Raw genomic sequence first — 20,471 nt, 5'->3', positions numbered from 1 at the left:
TTGGGTCGAAAATTCAGCCCGTCCCAGGCTGCGCACTTACCTGGGACGGACAGGTGCAAGCTTGTGGAGGCTCAGGCGAGCGAGGAATCGATGCCCTTGCAGGCGACCAGCAGTTCCTTGACTGCGTCGATCGACACCTGGAGGCCGGCCTTCGCCTCTTCCTTCAACTCGATCTCGATCACTTCCTCGACGCCGTCCTTGCCGATCTTGACCGGCACGCCGACATAGAGACCGTCAACGCCATACTGGCCGTCCAGATAGGCGGCGCAGGGCAGGACGCGCTTCTGGTCGCGCAGATAGCTTTCGGCCATCGCAATGGCGGACGCCGCCGGCGCATAGAAGGCCGAACCGGTCTTCAGCAGCGCCACGACTTCGCCGCCGCCGTTGGCAGTGCGCTTGACGATCGCATCGATGCGCTCCTGCGTCGACTTGCCCATCTTGATGAGGTCGGGGACGGGGATGCCCTTCACCGTCGAATATTCGACGACCGGGACCATGGTGTCGCCATGGCCGCCCAGCACGAAGCTGGTGACGTCACGCACCGAAACGCCGAACTCCCAGGCGAGGAAGGTCGAGAAGCGCGCCGAATCGAGCACGCCGGCCATGCCGACGACCTTGTTGTGCGGCAGGCCCGAAAATTCGCGCAGCGCCCATACCATCGCGTCCAGCGGGTTGGTGATGCAGATCACGAAGGCGTTGGGCGCATATTGCTTGATGCCCTCGCCGACCGACTTCATGACCTTGAGATTGATGCCCAGCAGGTCGTCGCGGCTCATGCCCGGCTTGCGCGGCACGCCGGCGGTAACGATGATGACGTCCGCGCCCTCGATATCCTTGTAGTCGTTTGTGCCGGTGATGAATGCGTCGAAGCCCTCAACCGGACCGCACTGCGAAAGATCGAGCGCCTTGCCCTGCGGAACACCCTCGGCGATGTCGAACAGGACGATATCGCCCAGTTCCTTCTGCGCTGCCAGATGGGCAAGCGTGCCGCCGATATTGCCAGCGCCGATCAGCGCGATCTTCTTACGGGCCATATGCAATCATCCTCCAAGTCGTGACTACTGGAATTGCACGCCCGCCTACGCCCTTCGGACAGGGGTTTCAACCTGTCAAAGATGGGAAGTGAAAATTATCTTTGCAACTAATTCGCAATTGCGTTAAAGCCCATTCACCCCCTCTCGCTTGTCGGCTCCTGCCTTGGCCGGCAAGCCTTCCCTTAAGAGGCATCCTGCCTGGCGCTGCCCAAGCGAAAGCGCCCGGCCTGTTTTCCGCAAGAATGTTGCGACGACCCGACATCGTTTTTGGATCGGATCCGCAATCGGTCTTCGAAATAATTTCCGGAGCGGACTGGGGCATGCCCCCGCTGGCGACGTCGCCGCCCCAGTAGATGCGACATCCGTGGGGGAAGAACAATCATGGTGTGGATAAAGCGGGCCGCGTTCGCGGTTCTCGGGGCGCTCGCGTGCGTCCATGCGACCGGCGCACAGGCGAGCGACCGAGGATGGAACAAGGCGAGCACCGTGGGCGAGGCCGCTCTGGTCGGCATGGCGCTGGGCCTTCCCCTGCTGGAAGAGGATGATGGCGGCCTGGTGCAGGCGGGAGCCAGCATTGGCGCAGCGGCTATCCTGTCATACGGGGCGAAGCAGGCCTTCCCGGAATGGCGCCCGGACCATTCGGATCGCCGCGGCTTTCCGTCTGCCCATAGCGCCATCGCATTTTCGGCGGCGGCGACGCTGTACAACCGTCATGGTTGGGAAGTCGGCGTGCCCGCCCATATCGTCGCGGCCTTCGTCGCCACCGCCCGCGTCCAGGCGCACCGGCATCGTTGGCACGACGTGCTGGCCGGTGCAGCTATCGGCGAATTATCGGGGCTTCTGATCACCCGAAAGCAGGATGATCTGGTGCGTCTAAGCCCATGGGCGGACCTCCATGGGGGCGGAATCGCGCTGGCTACGCGCTTTTGAGGCTTTATTTTGGCCCGTGGCCCAGCGCCAGATATTCGTCCGATTGCATTTCCAGGAGGCGCGATACGGTGCGTTCGAACTCGAAGGCCCCGTCGCCCTCAGGATAAAGGCGTCCGGGTTCGGCATCGGCCGACGCCAGCAATTTGACCTTATATTCGTAAAGCGAGTCGATGAGCGTCACGAAACGCGCCGCCTCGTTGCGCTTTTCCGGGCCTAATATCGGGATGCCGACGATGATCACCGTATGATATTTCCGCGCGATAGCCAGATAATCGGGCGCGCCGCGCGCCTCGACGCAAAGCCGTTTGAAGGAGAATACGGCGACACCCTTCAGACTCTTGGGCACCAGCATCGTTCGGCCGCCCTGAACGACGATCTCCTCGGCGGGCACTTTCGCCCGGTCCTCAACCGGATAATCGGTCAGGCGGAAAAACGCCTCGGACAGGGCCCTGGTCGCTTCGGACCCATTTGGGCAATGCCACAAGCGCGCGTCGCCCAGACGGTCGCGCCGATAATCGGTCGGCCCATTGAGCGACATGACATCCAGCTTGGCCTTGATCAGATCGATGAAGGGCAGGAAAAGCTGTCGGTTGAGGCCGTCCTTGTACAATTCATCCGGCGCGCGATTGGACGTCGTGACGATCGTCACCCGCTTGTCGAGCAGTCCCGTGAACAGGCGCGACATGATTGCCGCGTCTGCCATATTGTTCACCACCATCTCGTCGAAACAGAGCAACCGTGCTTCCTCCGCCAGCGATTCGACCACCGGCGGGATGGGATCGCCCGTTTCCGATTTGCGCGCCTCGGCCAGACGGGTGTGCACGTCGAGCATGAATTCATGAAAATGCGCGCGCTTCTTGCGCTGGACATGCACCGCGTCGAAGAACAGGTCCATCAGCATGGACTTGCCCCGGCCGACGCCACCCCACATATATAGTCCGCGCGGGGGTTCGGGCGGCTTGCGCAGCAATTTCCACAGGGTAGATCCCCGCGCCGGGGTGGCTTCCAATTCCCCTTGCAGCCGGTCAAGCCGCTCTGCGCCGGCGCGCTGGTCGGGATCGGCCTTCAGTTCGCCGGCAGCCACGAGCGCTTCATAACGGGCCAGCACGCCGGTCATCGGCGCGGCGTCACCTTGCGCACCGTCGCGGCGGCTGCCGCCACCAGTTCGTCGCCCTGTACGATCGTCAGGCGCAGGAACATCAAGCGGCCGGTTTCGCGGAGCAATTCGACATTGGCCTGCAATACCGGCCCGACCCGGCCCGCCCCGCAATATTGCATCGACAGGTCGACCGTGACCGCCGACGCCTGCTCGGGCCGTCCCATGGCCGCCAAGCCCGCGAAAAGTGCGTGATCGGCGAAGCTTGCCAACATGCCTCCATGCAAACCGCCGATCCGGTTAGCATGGTCGGACCGGCTTTCCAGCATGACGATGGCACGACCCGGCCCGTCTCCGCGCGCATAGCTGACACCCAGAAAGTCCAGAAACGTACCCGCCGGGTCGTTCCACGCCTGCCATCCAGCCCACGCCCCGTCGGTGACGAGCGTGAAGAATCCGGTTTCGCCGTCCACGTCAGAGCTGGCGTTCGACCATCATCTTCTTGGTTTCGGCGATCGCCTTTGCGGGCGACAGGCCCTTGGGGCAGACATTCGCGCAGTTCATGATGGTGTGACAGCGATAAAGGCGGAAGGGATCTTCCAGCTCGTCCAGACGCTCGCCGGTATATTCGTCGCGGCTGTCGGCCAGCCAGCGATAGGCCTGAAGCAGGATTGCCGGACCGAGGAACTTGTCGCTGTTCCACCAGTAGCTGGGGCAGCTGGTCGAGCAGCAGGCGCACAGGATGCACTCGTAGAGGCCATCCAGCTTCTCGCGGTCGGCGGGCGACTGGAGCCGCTCCTTACCGCTGGGCGCCGGGCTGACGGTTTGCAACCAGGGCTTGATGCTGTTGTACTGGGCGTAGAAATGGGTGAAGTCCGGCACCAGATCCTTGATGACGTCCATGTGCGGCAACGGCGTGATCCGCACGTCCCTGCCCGAACATTCGTCAATCGCGGTGGTGCAGGCCAGACCGTTGCGGCCGTTCATGTTCATCGAACAGGAACCGCAAATGCCCTCCCGGCAGGACCGGCGGAACGTCAGCGTCGGATCATATTCATTCTTGATCTTCAGCAGGGCGTCCAGAACCATCGGCCCACAATTGTCGAGATCGATCTCATACGTGTCGTAGCGCGGGTTTTCGCCCGAATCGGGATCGTAGCGATAGACCTTGAACGACCGCACGTTGGTCGCTCCGTCGGGGGCCTTGTGCACCACGCCCTTGCCGGTGATCTTGCTGTTCTTGGGCAAAGCAAATTCGGCCATCGGTGATCGCGCCTCTTTCCGTCGTCTGTCTGTTGCGCTGCGCAATAACAAAAAATAGCCAAAGGTCCAGCGTTCAGGGCAAGGAAATGGCGTCGCGCTTGCTTCATGGCCCATATGATCGCAATGGCGCGGCTCATTTTCAGGATACCTTCAGTTGCCGACCGACATCGCCTTCATCGCCATCGCCGAAGCCCAGCAGCTCTATCACTGGCTACCCGCCGCGCTGGCGCTGGCGGGACGCAATGATGTGCATGTCCATGTGCTATCGCCCTCCGACGCCGTCCTGGACCTCGTGCGCAGCTACGATCCTGACGGGAAGCTGCGCCTTATCCGCCTGCGCCGCCCGCCATTGCGACCCGACTCGCTGTTCCGGCAACCCTCCCGGCTCGCGACCCTGTTGCTCAACTATCCGACCTTCGCGCGCTTCCCGCTGCTGGTCACGACCGAGATCAGCAGCGCCTGGCTTCGTCATGGACCCGGTTTCGCGTCCCGTATGATCCATATTAAGCACGGCGCCGGCGATCGCGAAGGGGGTTACAAGAAGCGCCACGCCGATTTTGATCTGACGCTGGTCGGCGGTGACAAGGACAGACGCCGGCTCATCGCGCGGGGACTTGGAACGGCGAACAATGTGCGCATCGGCGGCTATGCCAAGTTCGAACTGAAGGCGCAGAGGCAGCGCTTCTTCTCTGATGACAAGCCGGTGCTGCTCTATAATCCGCATTTCGATGCGGCGCTGTCATCCTGGGTCAACCATGGTCCTACGGTGCTGGCGGCGCTGGAATCGCTTGAGGACTGGAACGTCATCATCGCTCCCCACGCGAAATTGGCGCAGCGCGTGCCACCGATCGCCAGCAGCGCGCCGCACATCCGCGTGGACATGGGCAGTCGCCACTCGATCGATATGAGCTACACCATGAGCGCCGACGTCTATCTGGGCGACATATCGAGCCAGGTGTATGAATTCCTTCTGCATCCACGCCCCTGCCTTTTCCTCAATCTGGATCATCGCAATCCGCGGCAGGAATGTTTCAGCCACTGGCGCCTGGGCCAGGTGATCGAGGACGTGGCTCAGCTTCCGGCGGCTCTGGCCCGCACGCGCGACTTGCAACCGGACTATGTCGCCGTGCAGGAAGCGGCGATGCGCGATTCGATCGACCTGTCCCCCGTCCCTGCCTCGGAACGTCAGGCCGACATCATTTTGGATTTTGCGAGAAGCGCTGCATGAGCCAGACCATTACCACCAGCCTTGGCCAGGTTCGCATGATCGGCGACAACGCGACACCGATCTGGGGCATGACCAACGCCGAGCGTAACCGCCGCATGGCCGAAAGCGCCGCCAGGAACGGCAGCGCGCTGGCCCCGGGGCATGAATTGCTGTTCAACTTGACCTATGCCTTCGACCCGCTGCTGCTGCGATTGGCACTGGAAACGCCCGGCACGCTATTCAGCTGGGGCAGCATACCGATCGTCGGACAGGTGTCGCAGGGTGCCGATCTGACAACCGCCCCGAACCGCATCGACCTGTCGGACGGACGAAAGCTCTACAACCGGCAATTGCGCAAGCTGGAACAGCCGATGGTGCGCGAACTGACACCCGCCTCCCGGCGCGCCATCGAACGCCACAGCTATTTCGGCGCCTATAAGGGCGTCACCGACCTGCTTACCAAATATCTGTGGCCGGAACTGGCGCTGGTGCTGACCCGTATCGCCGCGCAATTGCGCATGACGCCCAACATGGTGTCGGTCATCGGCGTGACCCTTTGCCTGCTGGCAACCTTCCTTTTCGCAAAGGGCATGTACTGGACCGGCTTCCTGTCCGGCTTCATCTTCATGGTGCTGGACACGGTCGACGGAAAGCTCGCCCGCTGCACCATCACATCGTCCAAATGGGGCAATGTGATCGATCATGGCGTCGACCTGGTCCACCCGCCCTTCTGGTGGTATTTCTGGGGCACGGGGCTGGTCTATTGGGGGCTTGGCCTGTCGCCCGCCACTTTCACCTTCATCATGACCGCCGTGATCGCGGGCTATGTTTTGCAAAGGCTGATCGAGGGCATGTTCCTCAAGGATTTCGGGATGGACATCCATGTCTGGCGACCGTTCGACAGCCGGTTCCGCCTGATCACGGCGCGGCGCAACCCGAATATGGTCATCCTGTTAGTGGCGCTTTTGCTGGGACGGCCGGACGTCGGCCTGATCGCGCTTGCCTGGTGGACGATCCTGTCATTGGTCGTTCACGCCGTGCGGTTGGGTCAGGCCTATGCTGTGAAGCGGTCCGGGCAGCCCATTGTCAGTTGGATGGACGAGGCACAGATATGAACGAAACGATCCGGAAATTCGGCTGGCCCGCCAGCCTGGTGGCGGAATTCGACCATTGGCTGGTCCTGCTTCGCCCTGCCCAGCCGACGCTGGGTTCACTGGTTCTGGCGGCCAAGAGCGGCGCGACCGCCTTTGGCGACCTGCCCGGGCCGGCGCACGCGGAACTCAAGCATGTGACCGAGACGATCGAAAAAGCGCTCGCGAGCGCGGTCGACTATGCCAAGATCAACTATCTTATGCTCATGATGGTCGACCCCCACGTCCATTTCCATGTGATCCCGCGCTATGACGGGGAACGCACGGCCATGGACGTGGCCGTCACGGACGCGGGGTGGCCGGGACAGCCGGAACTCGGCCAGGCGGTGAAGCTCGATGATGATGCTATCGCCGCGCTGACCCGGTGGCTGCGCGGCGTGTTCGACGCCGCCGCCTCTTGACGGGCGACGGCGTTCCTCCCTGCCCTTATTCGCGTTCGCCGGTGAGGCTCAACAGCATCTGGAACAGGTTGACGAAGTTCAGATAGAGCGACAGCGCCCCCATGATCTGCATTTTCTGCGCGACTTCATGGCCGGCGTAATAGAAATATTCGGACTTGATGCGCTGGACGTCCCAGGCCGTCAGGCCGGTAAACACCACCACACCGATGATCGAGATGACCATCGCCATCGCCGACGATCCGATGAACAGGTTGATGAGGCTCGCCACCAGGATGCCGATCAGGCCCATGATGAGGAAGCTGCCCATCTTTGTCAGGTCGCGCTGCGTCGTGTAGCCCCATAGCGCCATGGCCAGAAACATCACCGCGGCCGAGAAGAAGGCTTGCGCGATGCTGCCGCCGGTGAACACCAGGAACACGCTGCCGAGCGACACGCCCATCACGGCGGCGAAGGCGTAGAAGGCCGAGCGCGCACCCGAAGTCGTCATTTTCTCCATGCGGAAGCTGAAGAAGAAGACGAAAGCCAGCGGCGCGAAGATGGCGACCCATTTGAGCGGCGTGCCATAAATGGCCGCTGCCAGTGCGGGCATGTTGCCCACCAGCGCGGCGACCAGGCCGGTGATGACGAGGCCAATGCCCATATTGCGGAAAACGCCCAGCATGTGCGCGCGCAGCCCGGCATCGGTATCCACCGACCGGCTGGCACCATAGCCTGGCATACGAACGGGATTATTCATGGGTAACAGTCACTCCATCCAGAATTGGTTCGAGTGGCCCGGCGCGGACAGCTGCGGCAAGATGGGGGACATTGGCCGCAAAACCTGCACCGAGCGCACTCGATGCGGTCCGACATCACGACCCGGATGGGGGGTAATCCAAGTCGCCAGAGGGGCCCGGCCCGCTTAATCAATATCGGGGGGACATGAGCTTCGTTCAAGACATCGCGGCGCCAGCAATATTTTATTACAAATGGCCGGCGCACGCGGGAGGATTGACGCCCGCACCGCTTCGCGACATGGCTTCGCCGCATGAATACCGCTTCCCGCGATCCGCATGCCGCAGCCCCGCTGCGCCTGTTCAACAGTCTTACCCGGTCGATCGCGCCCTTTGCGCCGATCGAGGACGATCATGCGCGGGTCTATAGCTGCGGGCCAACCGTCTATAATTACGCCCATCTGGGTAATCTGCGCGCCTACGTCTTCACCGACACGCTACGCCGGACGCTGCTGTGGAAGGGCATGGACGTCACCCACATCATAAACATTACGGACGTAGGTCATCTGACCAGCGACGCCGACGCGGGCGACGACAAGATGGAGGCGGCCGCCCGCGCCAGCGCCAAGAGCATATGGGACATCGCGGCCCATTATACGGAGGCGTTCAAGTCCAACATCGCCGATCTGAACATCCTGCCCCCCAGCGAATGGACGGTTGCCACCGACTATGTACCGCAAATGATCGCGTTCGCGCAGAAGATCGCGCCGGATCATTGCTATGAACTGGACAGCGGCCTCTATTTCGACAGCACGACCGTGCCCGATTATGGCGCGCTGGCCGGTGGCCGCGACGATGCCGCCCATGCGCGGATCGACCCGGTGTCGGGCAAGCGCAATCCCAGCGATTTCGCCATCTGGCGCAAATCACCGGCCAACGAGCAACGCCAGATGGAATGGGACAGCCCCTGGGGCAAGGGAGCACCGGGCTGGCACCTCGAATGCTCGGTCATGAGCCAGGCCCGCCTTGGCCAGCCGTTCGACATCCACACCGGCGGTATCGATCATCGCGAAATTCATCACCCCAATGAAATCGCCCAGAATCAGGCATTTCAGGCCTGCTGCGGCGATGGCGGCGCGGCGGCGGGCTTCACCGGCGCGCGCTGGTGGATGCACAATAATTTCCTGGTCGATCGCGGCGGCAAGATGAGCAAGTCGAAGGGCGGCTTCACCACGCTCTTCAGCCTTATCGACGCGGGGCTCCATCCGCTCGCCTACCGCCTGCTGTGCCTTGGCGCGCATTATCGCAGCGAACTGGAATTCAGCGCGGAAGGCGTGGCGGCGGCGCTGACCCGGCTCAAGCGGCTTGTCATGGGGATCGACGCGTTGAAGGCGCGCGCCGAAGGCGTCACCTGGCAATCACCCCGGCTCGACTATCTGCGGGCCAACCTGCATCCGAAGCTGGTGCCGCTGCTCGAACAGTTCGACGCGGCCATCAGCGACGACCTTATGACTCCGCGGGCGCTTCCGCTGCTGGAGGAAGCGATCGCCATCAAGAAGGTGCCTGCGGACGAAAAGCTGTGCCTGATCGCCGCCTTCGATGCCGCGCTGGGTCTTAACCTCCTCACGCTCAGCCGCGCCGATCTGCGGCTGACGCCCAAAGACGCGCAGGTCACGCCCGATGAGATCGAGGCGGATCTCGAACGCCGCAAGACGGCCCGGGCGGAAAAGGATTTTTCCCTTTCGGACGACATCCGAGACTCATTGAACGCGCGCGGCGTGGACGTGATGGATGGCGATCCGCTCGGTTGGGACTGGCGGCTGACGCTGGCGTAGAACCTCTTGCCGCTTGACGCTCCCCGGCGCGCAACCCAATAAGCCGTTAGGTCGCACTATAATGGGGGATATTGCGTGCGACGGTCGGGATATGTCTACGCCTGTTTTCTCGCACTCGCGCTGATCGGGCAAAGTCCGGCCGGCGCGGCGCCGGATCGCGGCTTTTCGGCCAGTGACCCGCGCTTTGCGCGGCTGTACCGGCTGGAGGAACAGGCGAACGCCCTGTTCGAAAGCCAGGATTATGCCCGCTCCATGTCGCAGGCGACCCGCGACGCGTGGAATCGCCTCCACGATGCTGCGATGAAAATCAGGATTGGCCGCCGTCCACATCCTCTGGCCGGCGTGGCGCTCATCAACCTATCGTCGATGGATCAGATCGACGGCAAAAACCCCGACGCCCTGACCCGCGCGGATGCGGGACTGAACCTCATTGATCCTTTCCACGATTCCTATCCCGTCGCCTGGATGCAGGGCCTGTCGATCAAGGGCTATGTCCAGGTGGCGCTGGGCGACGTTGCCGGCGGGGCCGAAACGCTGCGTCAAGCAAGCGACTATATGGACGCCTATATTGCCCGCACACCGCCGGACGATCTGGCGGATTCCACCCATATGCTGCGATCCAACATCGCCTTCTCGCACGCGCAGGCGCTGACCCGGCTGGGCCGCAACGACGAAGCCGTGACGGCGCAGCACGCCAGCATGGAGGCGCGCATCGCCGCCGTCGGCCCGAACAGCCCGGACGCCATCGGATCCTATTACACCTATTCCCAGATGCTGCTGCGCGCGGACCGGCGGGAGGAAGCGGAAAAATATGCCCGCCTGGCGGTCAACATCGCCACCGACCATGTCGACCGCAAGCATCCCAGCTATGCTCGCGCGCTTGAGGCGCTGGGCCTGCTGTTGTCGCGCACGGGGCGACGCGTTGAGAGCCTCGACTATCTGCAACGGGCGATCGCCATCAAGCGCGAGACGGTCGGCACGAACAGCCTCTATTTCCAGTTCGCCCTTCAAAATCTGGGCACAGTCCTGCTTCCTCTCGAACGCTATGCCGATGCCGAACCGCTTTTCATGGAAGCGGAGCGCGGTTTTCGCGCGATCGAGGGGAACAACAGCCCGCAGTCGGCCCGCTCGCTGGCCTTTGCCGGGGCGTTGAGCCTGGCCGAAGGTCGCGAAGCGCAGGCTGTCGAGCGTTTGCGAACGGCCATCGGCCGCGTTCACGCCGGGTCCGACAAGGACCGTGACATCGGACAGCGGGTCTATCCCTATCTGGTCACCGCATTGGTCGGCACGGGCGATACAGCGGGGGCCCGCGCCGCCGCCACCGCCTACACGGCCGAAACCGCGCAGATCGACAATGCTCCGGCGCTTCCTCTGGCCCAGGCGGCAATGCTGTCGGCCTGGACCGGGGATCGCGATGCAACCGCCGCCGCGCGTCGCGCGGCGGCGGTGATCCGTGACGGACAAAGTTTGGGAGAGGATGATAATTTCACCGAAGAACAGAGACTTGCACTCGACACAATCCTGAAAGTCGCGGTCAAGGCGCAGGACCCCGCGCTCGCACTCGATGCCATGTCGATGCTCGCCGGATCGCGGATTGCCAAGGCCAACCGGCTCGTGACCGAACGGCTGGTGGCCGATCCCGCGCTGGCGGGTCGCGTCCGCCAGTTGCAGGATCATGCGCGCGCGGCGCAGGCGGCGGACAGCCTGTTGCTCAAGGCGCTGGCGACCGACGAGGGCGTGGCCGACGCGCGCGCAGCCCGGGCACGGGCAGCCGCTACGTTGGAGGATGCGCGCACCGCTATGGCACGCGATTTTCCCCGCTGGGTCGAGGCACGGGGCGGCGATCGCCCCGATCTTGCCAGCGTGCGTGCAGGACTTGCACCGGGAGAAGCCCTGCTGGCAGTGATGCCCGCATTCGACGGCGCCTATGTGCTGGCGATCGGTGCCAAGGGCGCGCGCGTCGAGCGCATGGCCAGGGGGCGCGCCGAACTGGTCGCGCTGGTTGAACGCCTGCGCGCATCGCTCGCACCGAACGGATTTGACGGCGACGCCGCTCATGAATTGTATCGCCAGATATTCACGCCCACCATCCTGGCCGAGATCGGCGATGCCCGGCAGTTGCGGATCGTGCCCACCGGGGCCTTCGCCTCCCTGCCCTTCGCGATGCTGTCCGAACGTCCTGTCGCCAGCGCGACTCCGCGTGCCGCCTGGCTGGTAAGGCGTTTCGCAATGGAGGTTCAACCCGGCTTCACGAATGGCGGAACGCCGGCCGGACGGCATTATGCCGCGCGCGACGGCCGGTTCCTCGGCATTGGCGCCCCCGACAGTTTCGCCGGTCCCGGCACGACCGCCACGGGCGCCATTTTGGCTGCCGGCCACTATTTCCGTAACGGTAACGGTAACGCCACCGCACTGGCGGAACTGCCGCCGTTGCCGGGATCACTGGCCGAACTGGAGGCCGTCGCCGGGCGGTTCGGACCGGAACGCTCCACCCTGCTCGTTGGCGGTGCGGCCAGCGAGGCTGTGCTGCGCAAGGAGGATTTCACCCCCTATTCGGTCATCCTCTTCGCCACGCACGGACTGGTCAGCGGAGAGATGGAGGGCGTGGCCGAACCCGCGCTCGTCCTTTCGCCACCGGCGCCCGACACCGCCGATACCGATGGACTGCTGACGGCGTCGGAGGTCGCATCGATGCGGATCGACGCCGATTGGGTGATCCTGTCAGCATGCAATACCGCCGCCGGCGACAGCGCCTCGGCCCCGGCCTATTCGGGTCTGGCACAGGCGTTTCGCTACGCAGGCGCGGGATCGTTGCTGGTGTCGCACTGGCCCGTGCGCGACGATGCCAGCGCCTTCATCACGCTGGAAACCGTGAAAGGTGCGTCGAAGGGCCTGCCGCGAGCCGTGGCGTTGCAAAGGGCCATGCTCAAACTGATGCGGTCGAAACGGCCGGATGCGGCCCAGCCCTATATCTGGGCGCCGTTCATCTTGGTCGGCCGTTAGGCGCCGCGGTCATCCTCGTCCTCAATCAGGATGCGCGCGGCGGCACCGTCGCCATCCTCGAACTGGCCACTGCCCAGTGCCCAGAAAAAGGCGCCAAGGCCAATAAGGCCGAGCAGCAGGGCAAGGGGGATGAGCAGTCCCAGCCCAATCATCGTGCCGCGTTCCGCAATCGCAGCGCATTGGCCACGACGATCAGCGAACTGGTCGACATGGCGATGGCCGCGATCAGCGGGGTCACCTGCCCCGTCAGCGCCAGCGGCACGGCACACAGATTATAACCTATCGCCAATCCGAAATTCTGCCGCACTACCCGCACCGTCCGGCGCGCGGCGCGCAAGGTCATTGCCACCGGTTCCAGCCGGTCGCCCAGAAACACCGCATCCGCCGCCAGTTGACTGGCATCGCTTGCCGACGCGGGCGCCATGCTGGCATGGCCTGCGGCCAGCGCCGGGCCGTCATTCAACCCGTCGCCCACCATCAACACATGTCGCCCCGCGCCCCTCAGCCGGTCGAGCAGCGCCAGCTTGTCCTGCGGTCGCAAATGGCCGATCGCGGTCGTCCCGGTTTCCCGCGCTATCGCCTCCAGCGCCTCTGGCCGGTCGCCGCTGGCTATCAGCGTTTCCAGGCCCATGGCACGAATCCGCCGCAGCGTAACCGCCGCCTCGGGCCGCAAAGCATCGGCAAAGCGCAGCAGCACCGACTCACCGCCCCGCCGATATTCCGCAACCAGATCGAACAGGCCGATCAGGCTGCGTGGCCGGCCCAGCGTAACGACATCCGCGCCGAACCGCGCCTCCATCCCTTCTCCGGCCGTCTCGCCAAGGCCGGTCACCGCCGCCGGGATAACCCCGTCTGCCTCCAGCGCCCGCCGCAGCGCGACGCTCAGCGGGTGACGGCTGCCACGCGCCAGCGCCAGCAATATGCCCCTGTCCTGCGCCGCCAGCCGGTCGAGATCGCGCGGCACCGGCCGGCCGAGCGTCAGCGTGCCGGTCTTGTCGAACACAGTCTGGTCAACCTGCGCCAACCGCTCCAGTGCCGACCCGTCCTTCACCAGCACGCCCCGCCGCATCAACGATCCGCAGGCGACGATCTGGGCCGCCGGCACGGCCAGCCCCAGCGCGCAGGGACAGGTGATCAGCAGCACGGCGACCGCGACCAGCAGCGATTGGTGCACGCCCGCCCCCGCGATCATCCACCCGATGAAGGCCAGCACGGCGAGCAGATGCACGCACGGCGCATAGAGCCGGGCCGCCCGATCGGCGATGCGCACATAACGCGACCGCCCCTGTCCAGCCTCTTCCATCAGCCGGGCCATGTCGGCAATCATCGTGTCCGGGCCAGCCTCCGTAACCTCAACCTGGATCGGCCCGTCGATATTGAGGGCGCCCGCATGCACCATGTCGCCCGCGCCGACACGAACGGCCGCACTCTCCCCGGTCAGGAAGGCGATATCCAGGCCGGTTTGGCCTTGCGTGACGCGCCCGTCCGCCGCCAGGCGCTCGCCTGCGGCGACCAGCATCGTCATCCCCGGCCGAAGAGAAGGCGCGGCGATCCAGCGGCCATGGCCCGCTCCGTCCAGCACCATCGCCCCGGGCGCAGTCTGTTTCAGCAGCGCGGCGACACCCGCCCGCGCCCGCTCCCGCATCATGCCGTCCAGCACGCGCCCGGCGAGCAGGAAGAAAAGCAGCATGACGGCCCCGTCGAACCAGGCATGGGCGCCACCGGTGAAGGTTTCAAACAGGCTCATAGCGGTGGTCAGCCGCACGCCGATGCTGATCGGCACGTCCATGTTGGTCCGGCGTTGCGACAGCGCCGCCCACGCCGACCGGAAAAAGGGCTGGCCCGCATAGGCGACGGCCGGCAGCGCGATGAGCGCCGACAGCCAGTGGAACATGGTCCGCGTCGCTCCCGCCGCGCCCGACCATATCGAAACCGACAGCAGCATGATGTTCATCGCGGCGAAGCCGGCGACCGCCAGCGCACGCAACAGGGCGCGATTTTCGGCGGCGGCGATGTCCGTTCCCCGATCTGCGAGCGCTTCGGACTCGAACCCCAGCGCGGCGAGCGCGGCCTTGATTTCCGGCGGCGTCAGCGCCGGGTCATGATGGATGGCGACACGTTTGGCCGACAGGTTGACGCGCGCGGCCCCGATGCCCGGAGTCGCGAGCAATCCCCGCTCGATCTTGCCGATGCATCCCGCGCAATGAATGCCCGGCAGCGCGAAAAGGCTCGTCACCGTCTCCACCGGCGCGTGCGCCTCCACAGGCAGGACAGGCAAGACAGGCAGGCTGGCCATCAGTCCAGCGCCCGCAACAGCCGCTGCTCGGCCTTGCCCCGGCGGACCGTCAACGCGATCCGCCAGCGGCCTGCGGGCACCACCCGGTCACTTTGATAGTGGCCCGGCGCCACTTCGCTGAAATCCAGCGCAATGTCGGCGGCGCGCCCCAGCGGATGCTGCGCCAGCCCAGCGATCCGCGCGCCGCGCAAAGCTGCCCCGTCCGGTCCCGTCAGCGTCACGTCCACATGATCGCCGCCGCTCCGGTCCACCTTGTCCCGCCAGCCCAGCCGTTCCTGCGCCCGCGCATGCTCCAGCCAGCCGTTGAATTTCTGACTGGCGACATAGCTGTTGTCGACCACGGTTCCGCCGAAGGACCGGACAGCGATTGTCGCCATCAGCAAATTGACCGCGATCACCACCGCGAAGAAGGCGACCAATATGCCGGTCATGTGCCAGCCGGTGAAGCGTCGGATGCCGGGGTTACGCATCATTGGGGCCTTTCGAAACGGGCGGGTTCGGCGTCATGGCCGCCTTCGCGGTCGGTGGCGCGTACGGTGAAGCGGAAATCCTGCCGCGCCGCGCCCGGGGCCTGGGCCGGGGCGGCGACGAAGATGCGCAGCCTGGCGACGCTGTCGGCCGGGACCATGGCGGCGATGACGGGCATCGCCTGGTCGCGCGCCATGGCGTCGGTCCACAACACTGCACCCTGCAACCCGTCCACCCGCACTTCCATCGGCCGGGGCCGCGCTTCCATGTTGCGTAACTTCACTGTGTAGGCATTGCGGATCGCGCCATCGGACAGGCGCACGAAAATCGGGTTGCGGTCCTGTTGCGCGCTGATATCGACGCGGGTGCGCGCGCCCAGCGCGAACAGCATGGCAAGGCCGATACCGGTCCATACGCACAGGTAGCCAATGGTGCGCGGGCGCAGCAGCGATTGAAGGATCGGCCGGGGCACCCCGCCCTGCCGCTCGCGGTTCGCGTCATCCTCGGTGCAATAGTCAATCAGCCCGCGCGGACGGCCGACCTGCTCCATCACCTTGTCGCACGCGTCGATGCACAGGGCGCAGGTGATGCAGCCGATCTGCGGACCGTTGCGGATGTCGATGCCCGTTGGACACACGGCGACGCACTGGTCGCAATCTATGCAGTCGCCGAACTCGCCTGGATGGGCCGCCGCCTTCTTGACGCTGCCGCGCTTTTCCCCGCGCCAGTTCCTGTAGGTGACGACCAGCGATTTCTCGTCCAGCATCGCCGTCTGGATGCGCGGCCAGGGGCACATGTAGATGCATACCTGTTCGCGCATGAATCCGCCCAGCACGAATGTCGTGGCCGTAAGGACACCCGTGGCTGCGTAGGCGACCGGTGCGGCCGTGCCCGTCCAGAAAGCGCGTTGAAGCGTCGGCGCGTCGGCGAAATAGAAAATCCAAGCGCCGCCGGTCAGAAAGGAGATGAGAAGCCAGACCTGCCATTTGACCAGCCGCCGCGCCAGCTTGTCCGCGCTCCACGGCGCATTGGCCAGCCGTATCTGCGCATTGCGATCCCCGTCGATGAAACGCTCGACATGCTGGAACAGGTCGGTCCACACCGTCTGCGGACAGGCATAGCCGCACCATGCGCGCCCGACCGCGGACGTGACCAGGAACAGGCCTATCCCCGCCATGATCAGCAAGCCGGCCACATAATAGAATTCATGCGGCCAAATCTCGATCGCGAACATGTAGAAGCGCCGATGCGCCAGATCGACGAGCACCGCCTGGTCTGGCGCATAGGGGCCGCGATCCCAACGAATCCACGGCGTGCCCCAGTAAATCACCAGCGTTGCCGCCATGATCGCCCATTTCAGGCGCCGGTAGAAACCGTCGACTGCCTTGGGGTAGACGCCCTTGCGTTTCTCGTAGAGATCGCCCGATCCGGCCGGCACCAGCATGGTCCTTCCTCCGTTCGGCTCAGGGTTGGGGCGCAGCGGCGTTGCCCGCCGGGGCGGCTTGTGCATCCACCGGCGCGGCCTCGCCGCCGCCCAGGCTGTGGACATAGGCCGCCAGCATCCGGATCGTCGCCGTGTCGAGCTTGTCGTTCCAGCGCGGCATCACGCCCTGCCGGCTGTTCCATACGGTCTGGCGTATCGTGTCAGCGTCGCCGCCATAGAGCCAGATCCCGTCGGTCAGGTTGGGCGCGCCGACCTGACGGCTGCCCTTGCCTGCCGGACCATGGCACACCGCGCAATTGTCGGCGAAGATTTGCGCGCCGCGCTGCGATGCCGCATTGGCCACATCCTGCCCACTGATGACGCGGATATGGGCGACCACGTCGCTGACCTGCGCGGCGGTAAGCAACTGGTCGCGACCGAAGGCGGGCATCATCGACTGGCGCGTTTTCGCATGGTCGGGGTTGCGGATGCCGTCGGTGATCGTCGTTTCGATGCTCGTGAGGTCGCCGCCCCACAGCCAGTCGTCGTCATTCAGGTTGGGATAGCCCCGCGATCCCGCCGCGCCCGATCCATGGCATTGCACGCAATGAACCTTGAACGCCGCGCGCCCGCCCTCGACCGCCGCCTGCATCAGTCGTGGCTGTCCCGCCAGCTTCCCGATGTCGGTCGCCGCGATCGCCTGGCGCAACGGTGCCATCTGCACCTCGCGCGCGGCCAGTTCCTTCTCCAGCGCGCCGCGGCTCGACCAGCCGAGCATCCCGCGCGTATAGTCGTGCAGCATCGGCAAGGCCGGATAGGCCAGGCAATAGCCGATCGCGAAAACGATCGTGGCGTAGAAGGTCCAAAGCCACCAGCGCGGCAGCGGCGTGTCCAGTTCCCGGATGCCGTCCCATTCATGGCCCTTATACTGGGTGCCGGTGGCGGCGTCGATCTTGGGGGTTTCGTCGTCAGCCATGGTCGGCCTCCGTCTCTTCAGTATCGCGGTCGAAGATCATCGTGGCGGCGCGCATGCTGCTGCGGCCGCCATGCGGCAGGAAATGCCAGCCGATCAGCAACACATAGGACAGGCCCATGAAGACCAGCCCCCAGCTATCGGCGAAATGGCGCAGCGCATCGTAGCTCATTGCGGCGTCTCCTGCGGGGCGGCGGCGTTGACGTCGACCAGCGTGCCCAGCATCTGGAGATAGGCGACAAGCGCATCCATCTCCGTCAGCATGTCGGGATCGCCGTCGAAGTCGCGCACCTGCGCCTTGGGGTAGCGCTTGAGCAGGTCGGTGGTGTCCGCGGTCGGATCGGCCTGCGCATGCAAATCCTCATTCGCCTTGTCGACGTCTTCCTTGCTGTAGGGCACGCCCACCCGCGTCAGCGCGGCAAGGTCCATCGTCATGTCGCCCGCCTTGAGCGGCCGTTCGGCCAGGAAGGGATAGGTCGGCATGATGGACTCGGGCACCACGGCGCGCGGGTCCTTCAGATGCTGGACGTGCCATTCGTCCGAATAGCGGCCGCCCACGCGCGCCAGGTCCGGCCCGGTCCGCTTGGACCCCCATTGAAACGGATGGTCGTACATGCTCTCGGCCGCCAGGCTGTAATGGCCATAGCGCTCGACCTCATCCCGGAAAGGGCGGATCATCTGGCTGTGGCAGTTGTAGCAGCCTTCGCGGATGTAGATGTTGCGCCCCGCCAGCTCCAGCGGCGTGTAGGGCCGCACCCCTTCCACCTTCTCGATGGTGTTGTCGATCCAGAAGAGGGGCGCGATTTCCACAATGCCGCCGATCGCAACGGTGATCAGCGCGGCAATACCAAGCAGCGAAACGTTCCGCTCCAGCTTGCCATGGTCGAAATATTTGGAAGCCATGTCTTGGGTCTCCCTTAGGCTGGCTGGGCGATGAGGGGCCGGTCGGCGGCGGGATCGTAGGCGGCATCGTGCATCGGCTGCTCGTTGCGCAGCGGGCTGCCGGCGATGGTCCTGCCGATGTTCCAGGCCATGATGATCGCGCCCGAAAGATAGAGCAGGCCCCCCGTGGCGCGGATCAGGTACATGGGCAGCTTGGCGCTCACGACTTCGGAAAAGGCGTAGACCAGGTAACCGTCGGCCCCATATTCCCGCCACATCAGGCCTTCCATGATGCCCGACACCCACATGGATGCCGCGTAAAGAACGATGCCCACCGTCGCGAGCCAGAAGTGCCAGTTCACCAGCCGAAGCGAATAGAGCCGTTCGCGCTGCCACAGGCGCGGCGCCAGATAATAAAGGCAGGCGAAGGTGATCATGCCATTCCAGCCCAGCGCGCCGGAATGGACATGGCCGATGGTCCAGTCGGTATAGTGCGAAAGGCTGTTGACCGCCTTGACGGACATCATCGGCCCTTCGAACGTGGACATGCCGTAGAAGGCGAGCGCCATCACCATCATGCGGATGATCGGATCGGTGCGGATCTTGTCCCAGGCGCCGTTGAGCGTCATCAGGCCGTTGATCATCCCGCCCCAGCTCGGCATCCACAGCATGATCGAAAAGACCATGCCCAGCGTCTGCGCCCAGTCGGGCAGAGCGGTGTAGTGCAGATGGTGCGGACCCGCCCAGATGTAGAGGAAGATCAGCGACCAGAAATGGATGATCGACAGGCGATAGCTGTAGACCGGCCGCTGCGCCTGCTTGGGCACGAAATAATACATCATGGCCAGGAAGCCGGCGGTCAGGAAGAAGCCCACGGCATTATGGCCGTACCACCACTGGGTCAGCGCGTCCTGCACGCCGGCGAATGCGCTGTAGCTCTTGGAGCCCAGCAGGCTGACCGGCATGGACAGGTTATTGACGATGTGCAGCATCGCGATCGTCAGGATGAAGCTGAGATAGAACCAGTTGGCAACGTAGATGTGCGGCTCGCTGCGTTTGACGATCGTGCCGCCGAACACGATCAGGTAGCAGACCCACACGATCGTCAGCCACAGGTCGACATACCATTCGGGCTCGGCATATTCCTTGCCCTCGGTGATGCCCATCAGATAGCCGGTCGCAGCCAGCACGATGAACAACTGATAGCCCCAGAAAACGAAGTCGGCGAGCTTGGGCGCGAACAGCCGCGCGCGGCAGGTGCGCTGCACCACATAGAAACTGGTGGCGATCAGCGCGTTGCCGCCAAAGGCGAAGATGACCGCCGATGTATGCAACGGCCGCAACCGCCCGAAACTGGTATATTCGATGCCCAGATTCAGCGCCGGGAAGGCCAGCTGGAGCGCGATGTAAAGCCCAGCCAGAAAGCCTGCGAGACCCCAGAATACCGTCGCGATCACGCCCCAGCGGATCACGTCGTCATAATAACGGCCCGGCTCCGGCATTTTCAGCAGCCCGCGGGTCAGCGCCGCATAGTCAGCGTGGCGCATGGTCACGACCGCAACCAGCAGCGCCGCCGCGCATATGATCCCCATATGGACGGCAAAGCCGCTGTCCGCCGCAGCGACCGCCGCAGCGAAGGCGGCGAGCGCGAGCGCGAACCAGCCGCCCGTCTTCATCACCAGTTGTTCCATGGTCATTCCCCGTGAAAGCTTCTCGCGCCGCCTTCCTCCAGGCGCCGCCCCCATGCATTGACCTCTGTCAAAGGGCGTCTTCGGGGTCTTTACGGGATAGTGCGT

The 20,471-nt window shown here is 64.4% G+C and carries 19 protein-coding genes; 6 read left to right on the top strand and 13 right to left on the bottom strand.

Going from position 1 to position 20,471, the window contains the following annotated elements:
• Positions 1 to 71: 71 nt before the first annotated feature.
• Complete coding sequence (gene mdh / locus J3E64_RS18565) at positions 72 to 1,034, bottom strand: malate dehydrogenase (RefSeq protein ID WP_253344557.1); 963 nt, start codon at positions 1,032 to 1,034, stop codon at positions 72 to 74.
• Positions 1,035 to 1,415: 381 nt separating this feature from the next.
• Here mdh and J3E64_RS18560 point away from each other — a divergent pair, with 381 nt between their 5' ends.
• Positions 1,416 to 1,964 carry a phosphatase PAP2 family protein gene (locus J3E64_RS18560; RefSeq protein WP_253344555.1) on the top strand — a complete coding sequence of 183 codons (549 nt, stop codon included), beginning with the start codon at positions 1,416 to 1,418 and terminating at the stop codon, positions 1,962 to 1,964.
• 4 nt (positions 1,965 to 1,968) lie between these two features.
• On the opposite strand, the gene zapE is transcribed toward J3E64_RS18560, so the two are convergent.
• The 3 genes from zapE to J3E64_RS18545 are packed head-to-tail and all read right to left on the bottom strand — an operon-like array spanning position 1,969 to position 4,323.
• On the bottom strand, positions 1,969 to 3,081 hold the full coding sequence (gene zapE / locus J3E64_RS18555) for a cell division protein ZapE (protein ID WP_253344553.1): 1,113 nt from the start codon (positions 3,079 to 3,081) through the stop codon (positions 1,969 to 1,971).
• Positions 3,078 to 3,533 carry a PaaI family thioesterase gene (locus J3E64_RS18550; protein WP_253344550.1) on the bottom strand — a complete coding sequence of 152 codons (456 nt, stop codon included), beginning with the start codon at positions 3,531 to 3,533 and terminating at the stop codon, positions 3,078 to 3,080. The genes zapE and J3E64_RS18550 overlap by 4 nt, the downstream gene beginning before the upstream one ends.
• Position 3,534: 1 nt before the next feature.
• Positions 3,535 to 4,323 (bottom strand): succinate dehydrogenase iron-sulfur subunit, encoded by a 789-nt coding sequence (locus tag J3E64_RS18545; protein WP_253344548.1) that lies wholly within the window; start codon positions 4,321 to 4,323, stop codon positions 3,535 to 3,537.
• Between the two features lie 154 nt (positions 4,324 to 4,477).
• Here J3E64_RS18545 and J3E64_RS18540 point away from each other — a divergent pair, with 154 nt between their 5' ends.
• Genes J3E64_RS18540 through J3E64_RS18530 form a run of 3 tightly spaced genes read left to right on the top strand, consistent with a single transcriptional unit; the run spans position 4,478 to position 7,082 of the window.
• Positions 4,478 to 5,551: a glycosyl transferase gene (locus J3E64_RS18540; RefSeq protein WP_253344546.1), complete on the top strand. Its 1,074-nt coding sequence runs from the start codon at positions 4,478 to 4,480 to the stop codon at positions 5,549 to 5,551.
• Entirely contained in the window at positions 5,548 to 6,645 is a 1,098-nt protein-coding gene (locus J3E64_RS18535) for a CDP-alcohol phosphatidyltransferase family protein (protein ID WP_253344544.1), read from the top strand. The genes J3E64_RS18540 and J3E64_RS18535 overlap by 4 nt, the downstream gene beginning before the upstream one ends.
• Entirely contained in the window at positions 6,642 to 7,082 is a 441-nt protein-coding gene (locus J3E64_RS18530) for an HIT family protein (protein ID WP_253344542.1), read from the top strand. Before J3E64_RS18535 ends, J3E64_RS18530 begins: the two co-directional genes overlap by 4 nt.
• A 25-nt stretch (positions 7,083 to 7,107) precedes the next feature.
• Here J3E64_RS18530 and J3E64_RS18525 read toward each other — a convergent pair whose 3' ends face one another.
• A complete protein-coding gene (locus J3E64_RS18525; protein ID WP_253344540.1) occupies positions 7,108 to 7,818 on the bottom strand; it encodes a Bax inhibitor-1/YccA family protein in 711 nt (236 codons plus the stop codon).
• Positions 7,819 to 8,109: 291 nt separating this feature from the next.
• Here J3E64_RS18525 and cysS point away from each other — a divergent pair, with 291 nt between their 5' ends.
• Positions 8,110 to 9,630 (top strand): cysteine--tRNA ligase, encoded by a 1,521-nt coding sequence (cysS, locus tag J3E64_RS18520; protein ID WP_253344538.1) that lies wholly within the window; start codon positions 8,110 to 8,112, stop codon positions 9,628 to 9,630.
• Between the two features lie 75 nt (positions 9,631 to 9,705).
• On the top strand, positions 9,706 to 12,633 hold the full coding sequence (locus J3E64_RS18515; protein WP_253344536.1) for a CHAT domain-containing tetratricopeptide repeat protein: 2,928 nt from the start codon (positions 9,706 to 9,708) through the stop codon (positions 12,631 to 12,633).
• Here the strand turns inward: J3E64_RS18515 and ccoS are convergent.
• Genes ccoS through ccoN form a run of 8 tightly spaced genes read right to left on the bottom strand, consistent with a single transcriptional unit; the run spans position 12,630 to position 20,366 of the window.
• The gene (ccoS, locus tag J3E64_RS18510) at positions 12,630 to 12,785 is read right to left on the bottom strand and encodes a cbb3-type cytochrome oxidase assembly protein CcoS (protein ID WP_253344534.1); all 156 of its coding nucleotides are present in this window, start codon (positions 12,783 to 12,785) and stop codon (positions 12,630 to 12,632) included. The genes J3E64_RS18515 and ccoS overlap by 4 nt on opposite strands.
• The gene (locus tag J3E64_RS18505) at positions 12,782 to 14,929 is read right to left on the bottom strand and encodes a heavy metal translocating P-type ATPase (RefSeq protein WP_253344532.1); all 2,148 of its coding nucleotides are present in this window, start codon (positions 14,927 to 14,929) and stop codon (positions 12,782 to 12,784) included. The genes ccoS and J3E64_RS18505 overlap by 4 nt, the downstream gene beginning before the upstream one ends.
• Positions 14,929 to 15,402, bottom strand: coding sequence for a FixH family protein (locus tag J3E64_RS18500; protein ID WP_253344530.1), 474 nt, complete (start codon positions 15,400 to 15,402; stop codon positions 14,929 to 14,931). The genes J3E64_RS18505 and J3E64_RS18500 overlap by 1 nt, the downstream gene beginning before the upstream one ends.
• Entirely contained in the window at positions 15,399 to 16,841 is a 1,443-nt protein-coding gene (gene ccoG / locus J3E64_RS18495) for a cytochrome c oxidase accessory protein CcoG (RefSeq protein WP_253344528.1), read from the bottom strand. Before ccoG ends, J3E64_RS18500 begins: the two co-directional genes overlap by 4 nt.
• A gap of 19 nt (positions 16,842 to 16,860) precedes the next feature.
• Complete coding sequence (ccoP, locus tag J3E64_RS18490; RefSeq protein ID WP_253344526.1) at positions 16,861 to 17,796, bottom strand: cytochrome-c oxidase, cbb3-type subunit III; 936 nt, start codon at positions 17,794 to 17,796, stop codon at positions 16,861 to 16,863.
• Positions 17,789 to 17,965, bottom strand: coding sequence for a cbb3-type cytochrome c oxidase subunit 3 (locus tag J3E64_RS18485; RefSeq protein WP_253344524.1), 177 nt, complete (start codon positions 17,963 to 17,965; stop codon positions 17,789 to 17,791). Before J3E64_RS18485 ends, ccoP begins: the two co-directional genes overlap by 8 nt.
• On the bottom strand, positions 17,962 to 18,696 hold the full coding sequence (gene ccoO / locus J3E64_RS18480) for a cytochrome-c oxidase, cbb3-type subunit II (protein ID WP_253344522.1): 735 nt from the start codon (positions 18,694 to 18,696) through the stop codon (positions 17,962 to 17,964). The genes J3E64_RS18485 and ccoO overlap by 4 nt, the downstream gene beginning before the upstream one ends.
• A gap of 14 nt (positions 18,697 to 18,710) precedes the next feature.
• On the bottom strand, positions 18,711 to 20,366 hold the full coding sequence (gene ccoN / locus J3E64_RS18475; RefSeq protein ID WP_253344619.1) for a cytochrome-c oxidase, cbb3-type subunit I: 1,656 nt from the start codon (positions 20,364 to 20,366) through the stop codon (positions 18,711 to 18,713).
• Positions 20,367 to 20,471: the final 105 nt, after the last annotated feature.

Origin of the sequence: Sphingobium sp. OAS761 (assembly GCF_024168485.1) — a bacterium.
Lineage (GTDB): Bacteria > Pseudomonadota > Alphaproteobacteria > Sphingomonadales > Sphingomonadaceae > Sphingobium.
Note: the sequence above shows the minus strand (reverse complement) of the source record. Positions and strands in the feature narration are given on the sequence as shown.

Excerpts from the sequence above, each read along its gene's own strand:
- ccoO (WP_253344522.1), bottom strand. The coding sequence starts at position 18,696 with ATGGCTTCCAAATATTTCGACCATGGCAAGCTGGAGCGGAACGTTTCG.
- J3E64_RS18560 (WP_253344555.1), top strand. The coding sequence starts at position 1,416 with ATGGTGTGGATAAAGCGGGCCGCGTTCGCGGTTCTCGGGGCGCTCGCG.
- J3E64_RS18500 (WP_253344530.1), bottom strand. The coding sequence starts at position 15,402 with ATGATGCGTAACCCCGGCATCCGACGCTTCACCGGCTGGCACATGACC.
- J3E64_RS18535 (WP_253344544.1), top strand. The coding sequence starts at position 5,548 with ATGAGCCAGACCATTACCACCAGCCTTGGCCAGGTTCGCATGATCGGC.
- ccoS (WP_253344534.1), bottom strand. The coding sequence starts at position 12,785 with ATGATTGGGCTGGGACTGCTCATCCCCCTTGCCCTGCTGCTCGGCCTT.
- mdh (WP_253344557.1), bottom strand. The coding sequence starts at position 1,034 with ATGGCCCGTAAGAAGATCGCGCTGATCGGCGCTGGCAATATCGGCGGC.
- ccoG (WP_253344528.1), bottom strand. The coding sequence starts at position 16,841 with ATGCTGGTGCCGGCCGGATCGGGCGATCTCTACGAGAAACGCAAGGGC.
- J3E64_RS18525 (WP_253344540.1), bottom strand. The coding sequence starts at position 7,818 with ATGAATAATCCCGTTCGTATGCCAGGCTATGGTGCCAGCCGGTCGGTG.
- J3E64_RS18530 (WP_253344542.1), top strand. The coding sequence starts at position 6,642 with ATGAACGAAACGATCCGGAAATTCGGCTGGCCCGCCAGCCTGGTGGCG.
- J3E64_RS18545 (WP_253344548.1), bottom strand. The coding sequence starts at position 4,323 with ATGGCCGAATTTGCTTTGCCCAAGAACAGCAAGATCACCGGCAAGGGC.
- ccoN (WP_253344619.1), bottom strand. The coding sequence starts at position 20,366 with ATGGAACAACTGGTGATGAAGACGGGCGGCTGGTTCGCGCTCGCGCTC.
- cysS (WP_253344538.1), top strand. The coding sequence starts at position 8,110 with ATGAATACCGCTTCCCGCGATCCGCATGCCGCAGCCCCGCTGCGCCTG.
- J3E64_RS18485 (WP_253344524.1), bottom strand. The coding sequence starts at position 17,965 with ATGAGCTACGATGCGCTGCGCCATTTCGCCGATAGCTGGGGGCTGGTC.
- ccoP (WP_253344526.1), bottom strand. The coding sequence starts at position 17,796 with ATGGCTGACGACGAAACCCCCAAGATCGACGCCGCCACCGGCACCCAG.
- J3E64_RS18505 (WP_253344532.1), bottom strand. The coding sequence starts at position 14,929 with ATGGCCAGCCTGCCTGTCTTGCCTGTCCTGCCTGTGGAGGCGCACGCG.
- zapE (WP_253344553.1), bottom strand. The coding sequence starts at position 3,081 with ATGACCGGCGTGCTGGCCCGTTATGAAGCGCTCGTGGCTGCCGGCGAA.